The 15482-nt window shown below is 56.4% G+C and carries 16 protein-coding genes; 12 read left to right on the forward strand and 4 right to left on the reverse strand.

Going from position 1 to position 15482, the window contains the following annotated elements:
* Positions 1-12 precede the first annotated feature (12 nt).
* From iscA to sseB, 7 genes are all read left to right on the forward strand, one after another.
* Positions 13-336 (forward strand): iron-sulfur cluster assembly protein IscA, encoded by a 324-nt coding sequence (iscA, locus tag H5P17_RS16355; RefSeq protein ID WP_004952089.1) that lies wholly within the window; start codon positions 13-15, stop codon positions 334-336.
* 62 nt (positions 337-398) lie between these two features.
* Positions 399-920, forward strand: a complete 522-nt coding sequence (gene hscB, locus H5P17_RS16360; protein WP_020828163.1) for a co-chaperone HscB — start codon at positions 399-401, stop codon at positions 918-920.
* Between the two features lie 215 nt (positions 921-1135).
* Positions 1136-2986 (forward strand): Fe-S protein assembly chaperone HscA, encoded by a 1851-nt coding sequence (hscA, locus tag H5P17_RS16365; RefSeq protein WP_182824029.1) that lies wholly within the window; start codon positions 1136-1138, stop codon positions 2984-2986.
* Between the two features lie 2 nt (positions 2987-2988).
* Entirely contained in the window at positions 2989-3324 is a 336-nt protein-coding gene (gene fdx / locus H5P17_RS16370) for an ISC system 2Fe-2S type ferredoxin (RefSeq protein ID WP_004952086.1), read from the forward strand.
* 32 nt (positions 3325-3356) lie between these two features.
* Positions 3357-3557, forward strand: coding sequence for a Fe-S cluster assembly protein IscX (iscX, locus tag H5P17_RS16375; RefSeq protein WP_044554572.1), 201 nt, complete (start codon positions 3357-3359; stop codon positions 3555-3557).
* Between the two features lie 83 nt (positions 3558-3640).
* Positions 3641-4936 carry an aminopeptidase PepB gene (gene pepB / locus H5P17_RS16380; RefSeq protein ID WP_182824031.1) on the forward strand — a complete coding sequence of 432 codons (1296 nt, stop codon included), beginning with the start codon at positions 3641-3643 and terminating at the stop codon, positions 4934-4936.
* Positions 4937-5027: 91 nt separating this feature from the next.
* Positions 5028-5858 (forward strand): enhanced serine sensitivity protein SseB, encoded by an 831-nt coding sequence (gene sseB, locus H5P17_RS16385; RefSeq protein ID WP_182824033.1) that lies wholly within the window; start codon positions 5028-5030, stop codon positions 5856-5858.
* A gap of 131 nt (positions 5859-5989) precedes the next feature.
* Here sseB and H5P17_RS16390 read toward each other — a convergent pair whose 3' ends face one another.
* The 4 genes from H5P17_RS16390 to H5P17_RS16405 form a co-directional block, all read right to left on the reverse strand.
* Positions 5990-6160 (reverse strand): Hok/Gef family protein, encoded by a 171-nt coding sequence (locus tag H5P17_RS16390; RefSeq protein ID WP_314727644.1) that lies wholly within the window; start codon positions 6158-6160, stop codon positions 5990-5992.
* A 264-nt stretch (positions 6161-6424) separates the two neighbouring features.
* The gene (locus H5P17_RS16395; protein ID WP_182824035.1) at positions 6425-7603 is read right to left on the reverse strand and encodes a MalY/PatB family protein; all 1179 of its coding nucleotides are present in this window, start codon (positions 7601-7603) and stop codon (positions 6425-6427) included.
* Position 7604: 1 nt separating this feature from the next.
* Complete coding sequence (gene nhaC / locus H5P17_RS16400; protein WP_044554576.1) at positions 7605-9044, reverse strand: Na+/H+ antiporter NhaC; 1440 nt, start codon at positions 9042-9044, stop codon at positions 7605-7607.
* 123 nt (positions 9045-9167) lie between these two features.
* Positions 9168-10205: a LacI family DNA-binding transcriptional regulator gene (locus H5P17_RS16405; RefSeq protein ID WP_182824037.1), complete on the reverse strand. Its 1038-nt coding sequence runs from the start codon at positions 10203-10205 to the stop codon at positions 9168-9170.
* A gap of 371 nt (positions 10206-10576) precedes the next feature.
* On the opposite strand from H5P17_RS16405, the gene ndk reads away from it, so the two are divergent.
* The 5 genes from ndk (at position 10577) to ispG (ending at position 15407) form a co-directional block, all read left to right on the forward strand.
* Positions 10577-11002: a nucleoside-diphosphate kinase gene (ndk, locus tag H5P17_RS16410; RefSeq protein ID WP_004952077.1), complete on the forward strand. Its 426-nt coding sequence runs from the start codon at positions 10577-10579 to the stop codon at positions 11000-11002.
* A gap of 237 nt (positions 11003-11239) precedes the next feature.
* The gene (locus H5P17_RS16415) at positions 11240-12436 is read left to right on the forward strand and encodes a bifunctional tRNA (adenosine(37)-C2)-methyltransferase TrmG/ribosomal RNA large subunit methyltransferase RlmN (RefSeq protein ID WP_182824039.1); all 1197 of its coding nucleotides are present in this window, start codon (positions 11240-11242) and stop codon (positions 12434-12436) included.
* 85 nt (positions 12437-12521) lie between these two features.
* Positions 12522-13271, forward strand: a complete 750-nt coding sequence (gene pilW / locus H5P17_RS16420; RefSeq protein ID WP_044554578.1) for a type IV pilus biogenesis/stability protein PilW — start codon at positions 12522-12524, stop codon at positions 13269-13271.
* Positions 13261-14238, forward strand: coding sequence for a cytoskeleton protein RodZ (rodZ, locus tag H5P17_RS16425; protein WP_044554579.1), 978 nt, complete (start codon positions 13261-13263; stop codon positions 14236-14238). The genes pilW and rodZ overlap by 11 nt, the downstream gene beginning before the upstream one ends.
* A gap of 47 nt (positions 14239-14285) precedes the next feature.
* Complete coding sequence (gene ispG / locus H5P17_RS16430; protein WP_020828152.1) at positions 14286-15407, forward strand: flavodoxin-dependent (E)-4-hydroxy-3-methylbut-2-enyl-diphosphate synthase; 1122 nt, start codon at positions 14286-14288, stop codon at positions 15405-15407.
* Positions 15408-15482 lie beyond the last annotated feature (75 nt).

Raw genomic sequence — 15482 nt, forward strand, 5'->3', positions numbered from 1 at the left:
TGTGAGGTTGTGATGTCAATTACCATGAGCGACAGCGCTGCGCAGCGTGTTCAGGCATTTATGAATAACCGCGGCAAGGGTCTTGGCCTGCGTCTGGGAGTGAGAACCTCCGGCTGCTCCGGGATGGCGTACGTGCTGGAATTTGTTGACGAAATGAACGATGACGACATCGTTTTTGAAAACAAAGGCGTTAAGGTGATCATTGACGGCAAGAGCCTGGTCTACCTTGACGGCACCGAGCTTGATTTCGTTAAGGAAGGCCTGAACGAAGGCTTCAAGTTCAACAACCCCAATGTCTCAAGCGAGTGCGGCTGCGGCGAAAGTTTCAACGTCTGACAGTCCGTCAAGCTCCCCCGCCGGCGCGGGGGAACTTCATCCGATAAAGCCCAGAGCACGCTATGGATTACTTTACTTTATTCGGGCTGCCAGTTCGCTATCTCGTGGACGGCAGCCTGCTTGCATCTCGCTATCAGGATCTGCAACGTCAATTCCATCCCGATCGCAATGCTCTCCAGCCGGAACGCGAACGCTTGATGGCGTTGCAACAGGCGGCGACTATCAATGAAGCCTACCAAACGCTGAAGCACCCATTAAAACGCGCAGAGTATATGTTATCTTTGCACGGTTTTGATTTGGGCAACGAGCAGCATACCTTGCGAGATACCGCTTTCCTGATGGAACAGCTGGAATTGCGTGAAGAGCTCGACGCCATAGAGCGTAAAGCGGAGGCGGAAAGCCTGCTGGCCGACTTTGGCGCGCGGGTGAACGAAACGGTCAAACAGCGCACTGCGCTGATGGTGCAGCAGCTGGATAACCAGCAGTGGCCCGAGGCCGCCGATACCGTGCGCAAGCTACGCTTTTTGGACAAACTCCAGCAACAGGTTGAACAACTCGAAGAAAAACTGCTGGGTTTTGAGTAAAACCCTATGAATTTCGAGGTACGGCCAACTCGCTCATCCCCGGGCGCTTACTTAAGTAAGTAACCGGGGTGAGCGACAAATCTGTCGGGAACAGATTTGAACGCTGCTTGCAGCGGCCCTGAAAGGGCAAGGACCATGGATGGGCCTTGTAAGCAGCTAACAACGCTATAACTTGAAAGGCGACGGGTACACCTTCTGATTGTGGAAGCTTCAATATGGCCTTATTACAAATTAGTGAGCCCGGCCTCAGCGCCGCGCCGCACCAGCGCCGTCTGGCTGCCGGTATTGATTTAGGCACCACCAACTCTCTGGTCGCCACTGTCCGCAGCGGGCAGGCGGAAACGCTGGCCGATGCCCAGGGGCGCGATTTACTGCCCTCGGTGGTGCACTATCAGGCTGACACCTTGCGTGTCGGCTGGGATGCGCGCCAGCAGGCCGCACAGGATCCCGCCAACACCATCAGCTCAATCAAACGCATGATGGGCCGTTCTCTGGCCGACGTACAGCAGCGTTACCCGAACCTGCCGTACCAGTTCCAGGCCAGCGATAACGGCTTGCCGATGATCCTTACCGCCGCCGGTCCGGTTAACCCGGTAGGCGTTTCCGCCGATATCCTCAAAGCGCTTGCCGCGCGTGCGCAAACCGCGCTGGAAGGGGATTTGGACGGCGTGGTGATCACCGTTCCCGCGTATTTTGACGATGCACAGCGCCAGGGCACCAAGGACGCAGCGCGTCTGGCCGGGCTGCACGTGCTGCGCCTGCTGAACGAACCTACGGCGGCAGCGATTGCCTATGGCCTGGATTCCGGGCAGGAAGGCATCATCGCGGTTTACGATTTGGGCGGCGGCACCTTTGATATTTCCATTCTGCGGCTGAGCCGCGGCGTGTTCGAAGTGTTAGCCACCGGCGGCGATTCCGCGTTGGGCGGCGACGACTTTGACCACCTGCTGGCCGATTGGCTGCGGGAACAGGCCGGCGTGGCCGATCGCAGCGATCACGGCGTTCAGCGTCAACTGCTGGACGCGGCCATTGCCGCCAAGATAGCACTGAGCGATGCCGACAGCGTCAGCGTTGAGATTGCCGGTTGGCAGGGGGAAGTGACGCGGGCGCAGTTCGACGCCTTGATTGCCTCGCTGATTAAACGCACCCTAATGGCTTGCCGCCGCGCGCTGAAAGACGCCGGCGTCAGTGCTGAAGACGTGTTGGAAGTGGTGATGGTTGGTGGTTCCACTCGCGTGCCCCTGGTGCGTGAGCAGGTGGGCACCTTCTTTGGCCGCACGCCCCTGACCTCGATTGATCCCGATAAAGTGGTCGCCATCGGTGCCGCCATTCAGGCCGATATTCTGGTGGGCAACAAGCCGGACAGCGACATGCTGCTGCTGGACGTGATCCCGCTGTCGCTGGGTCTGGAAACCATGGGCGGTCTGGTCGAAAAAGTGATCCCGCGCAACACCACCATTCCGGTGGCGCGTGCCCAGGAGTTCACTACCTTTAAAGACGGCCAAAGCGCGATGATGATCCACGTGCTGCAGGGCGAGCGTGAGCTGGTGCAGGATTGCCGTTCGCTGGCGCGTTTCTCGCTGCGCGGCTTACCGCCGCTGCCTGCCGGTGGCGCGCACATTCGCGTGACCTTCCAGGTGGACGCCGATGGCCTGTTGAGCGTTACCGCGATGGAGAAATCCACCGGCGTTGAGGCTTCGATTCAGGTTAAACCGTCGTACGGCCTTTCCGACGCCGAAATCGCCGGGATGATCAAGGACTCGATGGCCAATGCGCAGAGCGACGTTGGCGCGCGTAAACTGGCGGAACAACGGGTTGAGGCGTCTCGGGTGCTGGAAAGCCTGCAGGGCGCACTGGCCAGCGATGCCGCGTTGCTGAGCGAGGCCGAAAGTACGGCGATCGCCGCGGCGGTGGAAGCTTTGCAACAGGCGACGCAGGGCACCGATCCTGCCGCTATCGAAGCCGCAATAAAAACATTAGATGCACAAACGCAAGACTTTGCCGCGCGCCGCATGGATGCTTCCATTCGCCGTGCGCTGGCTGGCCATTCTGTGGATGAGGTTTAATCATGCCTAAAATTGTTTTCCTGCCCCATCAAGATTTATGCCCGGAGGGGGCGGTACTGGAAGCTGAGCAAGGGGAGTCAATCCTCAACGTTGCACTGCGCAACGGTATCGAAATTGAGCACGCCTGCGAGAAATCCTGCGCCTGCACCACCTGTCACTGCATCGTGCGCGAAGGTTTTGACTCTCTTGAAGAGAGCAGCGAGCTGGAAGACGACATGCTGGACAAGGCCTGGGGTCTGGAGCCGGAAAGCCGCCTGAGCTGCCAGGCGCTGGTGGCCGACGAAGATTTGGTGGTCGAAATGCCGCGTTATACCGTTAACCATGCGCGTGAGCATTAATTGCTAGCCGCGGCGCAGAGCTGGAGATAATAATGGGACTGAAGTGGACCGATAGCCGTGAAATCGGCGAAGCCCTGTACGACCAATACCCGGATACCGATCCGAAAACCGTACGTTTTACCGACATGCATAAGTGGATTTGCGATCTGGAAGATTTTGACGACGATCCACAGGCTTCCAATGAGAAAATACTGGAAGCGATCCTGCTGGTCTGGTTAGATGAAGCGGAGTAAATAGCGTAACGGGCTGCCATAGGCGGCCCGTTTATTTTGTATCCGACACGATTAATAAAAGAATAATCCGGAGTAAGAAGGCTATGACAACTGAATTCATGCTGGTAACGCTGTCGAACCAACCTGCCGACGCTCGCTGGGGTGAGAAAGCGCTGCTGAGCACCGACGATCGAGGAATGACCATTCACCTGACCGGCAACGACAAGCTGGGGGGCATCCAGCGTGCCGCCCGCAAGATTGACGGCCAAGGCGTCAAGAACGTCAAGCTGGCAGGCGATGGCTGGGATCTGGAGAACAGCTGGGCGTTCTGGCAAGGTTTCCGCGGGCCGAAAGGCAAGCGCAGCGTTGAATGGGCAGAGCTGCCGGAAGCGGAGCGCAAAGAGCTGGAACAGCGCCTGAAGATCGTTGACTGGGTACGCGACACCATCAATATGCCGGCGGAAGAGCTGGGGCCGGAGCAACTGGCTACGCGCGCGGTTGATCTGATGTGTGACGTGGGCTGCGATGCCGTCAGCTATCGTATTACCAAGGGTGAAGACCTGCGCGAGCAAAACTACGCCGGTATTCACACCGTGGGTCGGGGTTCCGATCGTTCACCTGTGCTTTTGGCACTGGACTTCAACCCGACCGGCAACCCGGAAGCGCCGGTATTTGCTTGCCTGGTGGGCAAAGGCATCACCTTTGACACCGGTGGCTACAGCCTGAAACAAAGCGCCTTTATGGACTCCATGAAAGCGGATATGGGCGGTGCAGCCACTATTACCGGCGCACTGGCGCTGGCGGCGGCCCGTGGTCTGAAACAGCGCGTGAAACTCTATCTGTGCTGCGCCGATAACATGGTTAGCGGCAACGCCTTCAAACTGGGCGACATCATCCGTTATCGTAACGGCAAAACCGTTGAGGTTATGAACACCGATGCCGAAGGGCGCCTGGTGCTGGCTGACGGTCTGATTGATGCTTCTGCACAAAACCCTGAGTTGATCATCGACTGCGCCACCCTGACCGGTGCGGCGAAAACCGCGGTGGGTAACGATTACCATGCGTTGTTCAGCTTCGATGATGCTTTGGCACAGGAACTGCTGACCAGCGCGGCTGCCGAGCAAGAGCCTTTCTGGCGCCTGCCGTTGGCTGAGTTCCACCGCAGCCAGCTGCCGTCCAACTTTGCTGAACTGAACAACATTGCCGGTCCGGCCTACACTGCCGGTGCCAGCACCGCGGCTGCATTCCTGTCGCATTTTGTGCAGAATTATCAGAAAGGCTGGTTGCACATTGACTGCTCCGCCACTTACCGTAAGGGTGCGGTGGATCAATGGTCTGCCGGTGCGACCGGTCTGGGTGTACGTGCCCTGGCCAACCTGTTGCTGAGCAAAGCCAAATAATGGCATGCCCGCCTTGGCGGGCGGCTTGAACGTCGTTTTATTGTCGGGGCCCAGCATGCTGGGCCCCGTTATTTGATTGCTGGAGTTTGTCATGAGTTCTCACCATCACGATACCGCCACAGGCGAAAACGAACTTGAACGCCTGCTGAAGCTGGCGGTGACCGAGCCGGCCCATCGCCCGGCTTTTTTCCGTGAGTTGCTCGACGCGACGGTGTTGATCCTCGGTGACAGCGAACAGGTGCAGCATGGCGGTGACATCACGCTGAACGCCGATACGCCGGTGAATATTCAGCACTGGGAAAAACAGGACGGCGGCAGCATCATTCCGTTTTTTAGTTCGGTGGAAGCGCTGCAAAAGGCCGTTGAAGACGAACAGCCGTTTATCGCCATGCCGGCGCGGGTATTGTTCGAAATCACTCAGGGGGCGGATCTGTTCCTTAACCCTAAGGCCGAGTACGGCAAAGAGTTTTATCCTGAAGAAGTGGCGATGCTGTTGGCGACCGGTGGCGTAGCCAAACCGGCGGAACGTTATATCGACAAGGATACCCAGATCCTGTTAGGTCAGCCGGAGGAATACCCGTCGGCGATGGTCGATGCCTTGACCACGCTGTTCAGCCAGCGCAAGCCGGTGCGCCGCGCATTCCTGGCGCTGATGCACGATCAGGCGGTCGACGAAAAGCCTAATCTGCTGGTGGGACTGGAGGTGGACGGTGAGCTGGCGGAGATCGAAGCGCTGATCAACGAGGCCGGAAGCGTGGCCAGCGAAACGGCGCCCGACGACGAGCCGGTAGATTTTTGTCTGGTCTCGGAAAAGGAGCGCGGGGTCAGCCATTACCTGATCACCCATACCCAACCCTTCTACCAGCGCCGCTGGGGCAGTTGGCTGCGTAACATCATTCCTTCGACCGACAAAACCCAGTAGTTCTGTTTTTGCGACCGTTGGCTGAAGAGAGCGGCCAGCCTCGAAAGGCTGGCCGGATACAACAATGGGCGCTGGAAAACCACTGCGTGACACCAAAACAGGCGGGGCGAACCCCGCCTTCAGGTTGCCATTTAACGTTTAACGTTACAGGACAACACTGCCGCTACCTCCGTATTTCCCTGTTTAAATGTAAGCTCGCAAACTGAACCACGTATAAGCCAGATGAATACCAGGAATGTTACACAACCTACTGTAAAACCTGGTAAAAACAGTTTTCGCGACATGTCAGCCCTCCGTTGCATTTCTGCGGTTAAGAGGCTACCATGCTGGTGTTCATGCAGTATGGTGAAGCCTCATTCTGATTAAGAGTCAGTTTGGGGCTTTCTTCTTTCTGCTTCCCACCCAGGGCCTGAAGCAGAAAGCTTCAAGCGCCCATCCGCAGTCTAACAGAAGCTTTAATTTCAAAGCTATACCGTCAGGTTGCGGTAAATTCGTTCAACCATTTCCGCCAGATATTATTCAAAAAAAGACCCCGTCAGGGGCCTTCCATTATCTGTAATTGTTGCTCAGGGTTTTAATCGCGCAAGCCCTGCAATGGCGCTTTCAAGATATTGACGGGGGCAGCCGAGATTGAGGCGGATAAACCCTTTTCCCTGTTCGCCAAAGCTGATGCCCATCGACGCGGCAATTTTTGACTGGTGGATCAGAGCCTGTTGAAGCGCATTATCATCCAGGCCCAAAGCGCGACAATCCAGCCAGGCGAGATAGGTGCCTTCGGCCCGGGTCATTTTGCACCAGGGCGCGGCATAGGCCAATGCCTGTTCAAACCAGCGCCGGTTGTCTGCCAGATGCTGTTGTAAAGTATCAAGCCAGGTTTCCCCTTGCTGATAGGCGGCCGTGGCGGCGGTCATTGACAGCGCATTGAAGACATCCAACCCATGGGCATTGAGGCGTTCGACAAACGCATTCCGGGTGTGAACATTGGGGATCAGGAAGTTTGAGATGCGCAGTGACGACAGGCCGAAGCTCTTGCTGGCGGAGGTCGCAGAAATCACATGGTCTTGCCAGCTCTCGTCCAGATGCAGCACGGAGGTGAAGGTCTCGTCGGGAAGCAGCAGATCGGCCCAGATTTCATCGGAGATAACCGTTACGCCATAGCGGCTGCACAGCGTCATCAACTGCGTCAGTTCGTCGTGGGTCCAGCAGCGGCCCGTTGGGTTATGGGGATTGCACAGCAGCAGCAACGGCGGCTTGCGTTGCTCAAAACAGGCTTCCAGATGATCGAAGTCGAATTGATAGCCTTGCGGGCCGGCGATTAAAGGATTTTCGAGCACCTCTCTGCCGTTCATGGTGACGATCTTGGCAAAAGATCCGTAGTAAGGCCCCTGGATCACGATCGGATCTCCGGGCTGGCTAAGCAGTTGGATCAGGATCGCCAGACCGGGAACTACGCCTTCGATGGAGGTGAACCACTCCCGCTGCAAAGGCAACTGGTGCCGTTTCGAGAACCAGTCCATCACCGCCTGGTAATACTGGTCATCGCGTTCGCTGTAACCGAATATGCCGTGTTCAACGCGGTGATGCAGCGCCTGCCGGACTTCCAGCGGACACTGGAAGTCAAAATCGGACACCCACATCGGCAGCAGGTCGGTTTCATCGAGCTGCAGATAGCGATCGATAAAGTCCCATTTCACCGAGCCGGTGTGGTGGCGGTTGATGATCTGGTTAAAATCGGTTTGTTTCACGTCAGGCTTCCTTACGCTGTAAATCTTGTTGTGGCTGTATCTTGGCAATGCCGAAACCGGTAAATCCGTAAATCAGGGCGAATACCACGGCGGCGTAGCATTGGATGGCCCAGGGCAGCAAATCCAGCGTGCTGACCCCCAGGGTGGTCGCCATATAAATGCCTGCGGCGGTCCACGGAATTAACGGTTCGATGACGGTGCCTGCATCTTCTACGGTCCGCGACAGGTTTTTATTGTCCAGGCCCATGCGGCGGTAGGCGCCTTTGAAGAGTTCGGCGGGGATCAGCAGCGCCAATTTACCGTCGCTGGTGGCGCCGGTAACCAGAATGGTGGTAGCTACCGTTGCGGCGATCAGTTGGCCTGTGGTGTGAACCACCTTCAGCAGCCGATTAATGATGACGGTCAATGCACCGGTCAGGGTTAATGCGCCCGCAAAGGAAAAGGCGCAGAAGACCAGCAAGATGGTGCTCATCATCGAAAACATTCCACCCCGGTTGAGCAGGCGAGGCACATCTTCGACGATACCGTTGATGCCGTGCCCTTGAGTGGTAAACATCGAAAGGTTAAAACCGTCCATCAGCGCATTTAAGCCTTGCTGCAGACTGAACCCCTGCAGGAGCACGCCGATGGCGATAGCCAGGACACAGGCAGCCAACATCACCGGGATCACCGGGCGTTTGGTCACCGCACCCCACAGCACCAGCACCGGGGGCAGGATTAACAACAGGTTGAAGTGATAAAGGCCCTCGAGCGCCGTCACGATCTCGATGACTTTTTCCGGTGTGGCCACGCTGCCGACCGCGCCGGTATGTCCGGCGATCAGATACACCACTGCCGCCAGAATGAAGCTCGGGAGCGTTGTATACATCAGGTGCTGGATATGGCTGTAAAGGTCGGTCTCCGCGACGATCGCCGCGAAATTGGTAGAATCGGACAGTGGGGAGATCTTGTCGCCAAAATAGGCCCCGGAAACGACGGCGCCGGCCGCAGCGGCCAGTGGCACATCCAGCCCGGCGGCTACGCCCATCAGCGCGACGCCGACGGTGCCTGCCGCGCCCCAGGAGGTGCCGGTGCAAACCGAGATCACGCTGGTAATGAAGAACGCGGCGATCAGGATATATTGAGGGCTGATCAGCTTCAGGCCCCAGTACACCATATAGGGAATGGTGCCGCTGAACATCCAGGTGCCGATCAGCCCGCCCACGCAAATCAATATCATAATCACCGGCATGGCTTTGGCCAGCTTGGCGACGATGGAATCAATGATGTCGTCCCAGCGGTAACCCTGCCAGTAGGCCAGCGCAGCGGCGATGCCGGCGGATGCCAGCAGCAGCGGTTCGATCCGCAGACCCAGCTGGCCGTAGCCTATGATAAGCAGCAACAGCATGGCCACAATGGGGAGCATCGCTAACCCCAGGTTGAGCTTCTTTTTGTCATTCATTTACAACTCCGGTTAAGGATGGGGAAGTGACGCAAGCCTAATGAATTTGCAGTGAATGAGGTGTGAGCACGGGCCATTGGCGATGTAATCGGTTACATGAAGGTGCGATATGTGAGTGATCTCTCACTTGGCGGCCTTGTTTTCTTCAATCGGGGGATTTTTTTCCAGAAAGGCCACCGAGTCCCGCAGGATCAGCTCTGCGGAAAATCGATTGTTCTGCGGCGTGACGGCGGTGCCTGAATTGAGTTGCAGCGCCAAATTGGCGGCGCGTCGGGCCATTTTCTCAATCGGATAATGCACGGTGGTCAACGGCGGATGAAGGTATTTTGCCAGAGCTATGTCATCGAAGCCGACAATCGAGATATCTTCGGGCAGGTTCATCCGCCGCTGGCGAAAGGTGCGCATCATGCCGGCGGCCATGACGTCGTTGAATGTTAGCGCGGCGGTAAAAGCCTGCGTACTGGCGAGGATTTTCTCTGCCGCGGCTTCGCCCCCTTGCTCATTGAAGGGGACGCTGATGATCCAGTCACCCGGTACCGCAATCCCGGCTTCGGCCATTGCGGTTCGATAGCCCTCAAGACGCTGCTTGCGGTCATCGATCGGCAGATCTGTAGTGATGCAGGCAATATTGCGGTGCCCGCGCTCGATGAGCATCCGGGTGGCGGCCTGAGAAGCGCTGACGTTGTCCAGCCAGATGCAGCGATTGGCGATGGCGGGCAAATAACGGTTGATCACCACCATCGCTGGAGTATGGGCGGCATAGCGCAAAATCTCGGCATCGCTCATGCGAGTGACGTGAGCAACGATTGATTCGCACCCCTGATTAATCAGGAAATCCAGGCCGTTTTTCTCCAGTTCGGCCTGATGACCACCGCTACAGACCATCAATTTTACGCCGCATTTGCGCGTGATATCTTCCACGCCTCGGGCCAGTCGCGAGAAAAACGGATCGTCGAGGTTACCGGTCAGCAACCCCAGCATATTGCCGCTGCGTTTCGCCAGCGCCAGCGCGGCGGCATTTCGGTGATAGTTAAACTCGCGCATGGCTTTTTCAACGCGTTCGCGAGTAACGGGTTCAACATAAGCGGTACTGTTGATCACCCTGCTGACGGTGGCGGTGGAAACGCCCGCGCGCTGGGCAACGTCTTTCATGGTGGCCATATCATTTCCTGCTGGTTTTGCGGCTGCCGAAGTTGGCGGGGCCAAGTCTGGATGATTTTTATTATCTTTTTGTTTTAAAAGAATATAGTCACAAACTCAACCTGGGCTGTCACGCACTGTGATCGGCATGGCAGTTCGTTGTGAAGCAGGGAAAGGTCGATAAGCGCTGCGCATTTTAAGATTCGGTCCGTGTGAGTTCGTACAACCTGTGCTCTGGGCCGCAAAGTGAAGAATCAGGATAATAATTTTTTAATGAAATGTTGATTTTCCCGTAGGCAAGCGTTAACGGCGCACATATAATCTGCGCCACTTGAGAAGGCCGGCACCCTGTTTTCAGACCGGCCTGTTTTGGAAGTTATACAGAGGCCATCATGACCGTAGAACGTACCTTTTCCATCATTAAACCAAACGCTGTAGCTAACAACGACATCGGCGCAATCTATGCTCGTTTTGAGCGTGCCGGTTTCAAAATCATCGCATCCAAAATGCTGCGTCTGACTCGCGAACAAGCCGAAGGCTTCTACGCTGAGCACAAAGGCCGCCCATTCTTCGATGGTCTGGTTGAATTCATGACTTCTGGCCCGATCGTGGTTCAGGTTCTGGAAGCGGAAAACGCAGTACAGCGCAACCGTGACATCATGGGCGCAACCAACCCAGACAACGCTCTGGCCGGCACCCTGCGTGCTGACTACGCGGACAGCTTCACTGCCAACGCCGTGCACGGTTCTGACGCAGTAGAATCTGCTCAGCGCGAAATCGCTTACTTCTTCAACGAAAGCGAAATCTGCCCGCGTTAATTGCTGTCATTTCGACGCTGAAGTAAGGCATTCACCGGCTGAAACAATAAAAATGCCCTGAATGCCTTTCAGACGTGGAAAGCTACTACTAAAATTTGTACAATGCCGCGCCCCTGATGAGTCATCTTGTCAGGGGCGCGCTTTTAGCGCCGTCGCCCGATTTCTATGGGCTGAGCGACGCACTTACTTTCCACTCTTTCGCGCCATAAAGTGTAACAACGAGGCCAGAGATCAATTATGTTAGAACCCATCACGTCCGAGCACATCGTGTCTGAAAATAATTCGCTGACTACTCAATCCGTTAACGCGGAAAAACCGGCTGCGGCCAAAATTAATCTGCTGGATCTGAACCGTCAGCAAATGCGTGAGTTCTTCGCCAAAATGGGCGAGAAACCCTTCCGCGCCGATCAGGTGATGAAGTGGATGTACCACTATTGCTGCGACGATTTCGAGCAGATGACCGATATCAACAAGGTCCTGCGCAATAAATTGCAGAGCGTCGCCGAGATCCGTGCGCCAGAAGTGGCGGAAGAACAACGCTCAGCCGACGGCACCATTAAATGGGCTATCAAGGTGGGCGATCAGCAGGTCGAAACCGTGTATATCCCGGACGGTGACCGTGCGACCCTGTGCGTCTCTTCCCAGGTGGGTTGCGCGCTGGAATGCAAATTCTGTTCGACCGCTCAGCAGGGCTTTAACCGCAACCTGCGCGTGTCGGAAATCATCGGCCAGGTGTGGCGTGCGGCGAAAATCATCGGTGCACTGAAAGTCACTGGCGAGCGCCCGATCACCAACGTGGTGATGATGGGCATGGGGGAGCCCTTGCTCAACCTGACCAACGTGGTGCCGGCGATGGAAATCATGCTGGATGATTTCGGTTTTGGCCTGTCAAAACGCCGCGTGACCCTGTCGACCTCTGGCGTAGTGCCTGCGCTGGACAAGCTGGGTGATATGATCGACGTCGCGCTGGCGATCTCGCTGCATGCGCCGAACGACAAGATCCGCGACGACATCGTGCCGATCAACCGCAAATACAACATTGAGACCTTCCTGGCTGCGGTACGCCGCTACCTGGAAAAATCCAACGCCAATCAGGGCAGGGTGACGGTCGAGTACGTGATGCTGGATCATATCAACGACAGCACCGACGACGCGCACCAACTGGCGGAAGTCCTCAAGGACACGCCATGCAAGATCAACCTGATCCCATGGAACCCCTTCCCGGGCGCACCTTACGGCCGCAGCTCCAACAGCCGCGTGGATCGTTTTTCCAAAGTGTTGATGGAATACGGCTTTACGACTATTGTTCGTAAAACCCGCGGTGACGATATCGATGCCGCCTGCGGGCAACTGGCGGGTGAAGTGATCGACCGTACCAAGCGTACCCTGAAAAAGAAAATGGCCGGGGAACCTATCACCGTGCGTGCGGTCTGAATCCTAAAGCATGATTTTTGTTATCTTACAGTCTGTTATGTGAAAGGACGTCAAGGTAACATCAGACAAGGAAATGAATGCAGGCATGAAGCTGATTCTGTGGGGGACGTTGCTGGCGGCCGGGCTGCTGGCCGGTTGTTCCGGTTCAGCGCCGGAAGAAAAAGACGTGCTGTCTGAAGCCGGTCAGACGCGGTTGCAACTGGGTCTGGAATATCTGAAGCAGGGCGATTTAAACGCTGCACGCCAGAATCTGGAGAAAGCGGCGGACGCCGCCCCACAGGATTACCGTACCCAATTGGGCATGGCGCTCGTTGAGCAGCGGACGGGCGAAAACGGCGCAGCCGAACAGCGTTATCAGCAGGCGCTCAAACTTGCGCCGAACAATGGCACGGTGCTGAATAATTACGGTGCGTTTCTTTGCAGTTTAGGGCAGTATGTACCGGCACAACAGCAGTTTAGCGCTGCGGCAGTGGCACCGGATTACGGTCAGGTTGCCGACAGCCTGGAAAACGCAGGTTACTGTTTTCTCAAAGCCGGACAAAACGACGAAGCACGTATTTTGTTAACCCGTGCATTGAAGGTCGATCCGGACAAGGGCACTCCACTGTTGGTGGAGGCAGAAAAGCAATTTGGAGAAGGGAAGCGCGCACAGTCGCAACTTTTATTGGATAGTTATCAACATGTTCTGCCGGCCAGCGCCGACAGCTTATGGTTACAGATTCGTTTCGCCGCGTTAGCCGGGCGCCAAGATAGCGTGCAACGTTATGGCAAGCAGTTAGCGCGAAGTTTTCCACAATCCAAACAGTACCAGCAGTTCTTAGCTAATGAATACTGAAGCCTCCCAAGATAAAACCGTATCAATGACGACAGGCGAACGTCTGCGTCAGGCCCGTGAACAACTCGGGTTGAGTCAACAGGCCGTTGCAGAACGCCTGTGCCTCAAAATGTCTACCGTGCGCGATATCGAAGAAGACAATCTGTCCGCAGATCTGGCTTCAACCTTCGTGCGTGGTTATATCCGTTCCTATGCCAAGCTGGTGCGTTTACCCGAGGATGAACTGCTGCCGATGCTGGCCAAGCAGGCGCCGTTGAAGGTCGCGAAAGTGGCACCGATGCAAAGCTTCTCTCTGGGCAAGCGTCGCAAAAAGCGTGATGGCTGGCTGATGAGCTTCACCTGGCTGATCGTGTTCGTGGTAGTCGGCTTGACCGGTGCCTGGTGGTGGCAAAACCACAAGGCTCAGCAGGAAGAGATCGCCACGATGGCCGATCAATCTTCCGCCCAGCTTTCACAGAACAATGAAGGCCAATCCGTGCCGTTGACCGACAGCAATGCCGACAACAGCGCTCCTTTGGCCGACAATGGCTCCACGCCGGTTGACACCGGCGCGGGCGCCGCAGCACAGCAATCACAGACTCCGGCCGTGACCGGCAGTGCAACCGCGCAGCAGCCTGCGGTGGTTTCACCAAGCCAAACCACGTTGCCTGAGACAACGCCTGCGGCGCCAACCGCACCGTTGCCGACGGCGGATGCGGGCGTAGCTGCACCGGCGGTTGATCCTAACGCGCTGGTGATGGACTTCACCGCCGACTGCTGGCTGCAGGTCACCGACGCCAGTGGCAAAACGTTGTACAGCGGTAGCCAGAAGAACGGCGGCAAGCTGAGCCTGGCGGGCACCGCGCCCTATAAACTGACCATTGGCGCACCGGCCGCAGTACAGATTCAATATCAAGGTAAGCCGGTTGATTTAAGCCGGTTTGTTAAGTCAAACCGTGTTGCTCGTCTGACCGTTGCCGCGCAGTAATTGCGCGGCCATTGTCGTTAAGTCAGAGCAACAATGGAGAGTAAGTAATGCATAACCAATCGCCCATCATCCGTCGAAAATCAACGCGAATTTACGTCGGCAATGTGCCTATTGGTGATGGTGCGCCGATTGCCGTGCAGTCGATGACTAACACCCGTACTACCGATGTCGAAGCCACGGTCAATCAGATTAAAGCGCTGGAGCGCGTCGGCGTCGATATCGTCCGCGTTTCAGTCCCCACCATGGATGCCGCCGAGGCATTCAAGCTGATCAAGCAACAGGTTAACGTGCCGCTGGTCGCCGATATCCACTTCGATTACCGCATTGCGCTGCAGGTGGCTGAATACGGCGTAGACTGCCTGCGTATCAACCCGGGCAATATCGGTAACGAGTCGCGTATCCGTTCAGTTGTGGACTGCGCACGCGATAAAAACATCCCGATCCGCATTGGGGTGAACGGTGGCTCGCTGGAAAAAGACATCCAGGAAAAGTACGGTGAACCTACGCCGGAAGCCCTGCTCGAATCCGCCATGCGCCACGTTGATATCCTCGACCGCCTCAACTTCGACCAGTTCAAAGTCAGCGTCAAGGCCTCCGATGTATTCCTGGCAGTGCAATCTTATCGCCTGTTGGCGGCCCGAATCGATCAACCGCTGCATCTGGGCATCACCGAAGCCGGTGGCGCACGCAGTGGTTCAGTGAAGTCGGCAATTGGCCTGGGTCTGCTGCTGTCGGAAGGCATTGGCGATACCCTGCGTATCTCTCTGGCGGCCGATCCGGTGGAAGAAGTGAAGGTCGGTTTCGACATTCTGAAGTCGCTGCGCATCCGCGCCCGCGGCATTAACTTCATCGCCTGCCCGACCTGCTCACGTCAGGAGTTTGACGTTATCGGTACGGTGAACGCGCTGGAACAACGCCTGGAAGACATCATTACGCCGATGGACATTTCGATTATCGGCTGCGTGGTCAATGGCCCGGGCGAAGCGCTGGTGTCCACGCTGGGCGTTACCGGCGGCCATAAAAAGAGCGGCTTCTACGAAGACGGCGTGCGCCAGAAAGATCGTTTCGACAACGAGCAGATGATTGACCAGCTGGAAGCCAAAATTCGCGCCAAGGCGTCGATGATGGATGAGAGCAATCGCATCTCGGTCAACCTGCTGGAAAAATAAGCATTATACCGATACGGCGGGCTTTTTAGCCCGCTTGTTTATGAACCCGGGAGCAGAACTCTGCATTCGCGTTGA

This window comes from Serratia sp. OS31 (assembly GCF_014164835.1).
Lineage (GTDB): Bacteria > Pseudomonadota > Gammaproteobacteria > Enterobacterales > Enterobacteriaceae > Serratia > Serratia liquefaciens_A.

Coding starts and splice junctions, on each gene's coding strand:
- iscX (WP_044554572.1), top strand. CDS start 3,357: ATGGGACTGAAGTGGACCGATAGCCGTGAAATCGGCGAAGCCCTGTAC.
- pilW (WP_044554578.1), top strand. CDS start 12,522: ATGAAGCTGATTCTGTGGGGGACGTTGCTGGCGGCCGGGCTGCTGGCC.
- hscA (WP_182824029.1), top strand. CDS start 1,136: ATGGCCTTATTACAAATTAGTGAGCCCGGCCTCAGCGCCGCGCCGCAC.
- ispG (WP_020828152.1), top strand. CDS start 14,286: ATGCATAACCAATCGCCCATCATCCGTCGAAAATCAACGCGAATTTAC.
- pepB (WP_182824031.1), top strand. CDS start 3,641: ATGACAACTGAATTCATGCTGGTAACGCTGTCGAACCAACCTGCCGAC.
- H5P17_RS16390 (WP_314727644.1), bottom strand. CDS start 6,160: ATGCAACGGAGGGCTGACATGTCGCGAAAACTGTTTTTACCAGGTTTT.
- nhaC (WP_044554576.1), bottom strand. CDS start 9,044: ATGAATGACAAAAAGAAGCTCAACCTGGGGTTAGCGATGCTCCCCATT.
- iscA (WP_004952089.1), top strand. CDS start 13: ATGTCAATTACCATGAGCGACAGCGCTGCGCAGCGTGTTCAGGCATTT.
- fdx (WP_004952086.1), top strand. CDS start 2,989: ATGCCTAAAATTGTTTTCCTGCCCCATCAAGATTTATGCCCGGAGGGG.
- H5P17_RS16405 (WP_182824037.1), bottom strand. CDS start 10,205: ATGGCCACCATGAAAGACGTTGCCCAGCGCGCGGGCGTTTCCACCGCC.
- sseB (WP_182824033.1), top strand. CDS start 5,028: ATGAGTTCTCACCATCACGATACCGCCACAGGCGAAAACGAACTTGAA.
- ndk (WP_004952077.1), top strand. CDS start 10,577: ATGACCGTAGAACGTACCTTTTCCATCATTAAACCAAACGCTGTAGCT.
- hscB (WP_020828163.1), top strand. CDS start 399: ATGGATTACTTTACTTTATTCGGGCTGCCAGTTCGCTATCTCGTGGAC.
- H5P17_RS16415 (WP_182824039.1), top strand. CDS start 11,240: ATGTTAGAACCCATCACGTCCGAGCACATCGTGTCTGAAAATAATTCG.
- rodZ (WP_044554579.1), top strand. CDS start 13,261: ATGAATACTGAAGCCTCCCAAGATAAAACCGTATCAATGACGACAGGC.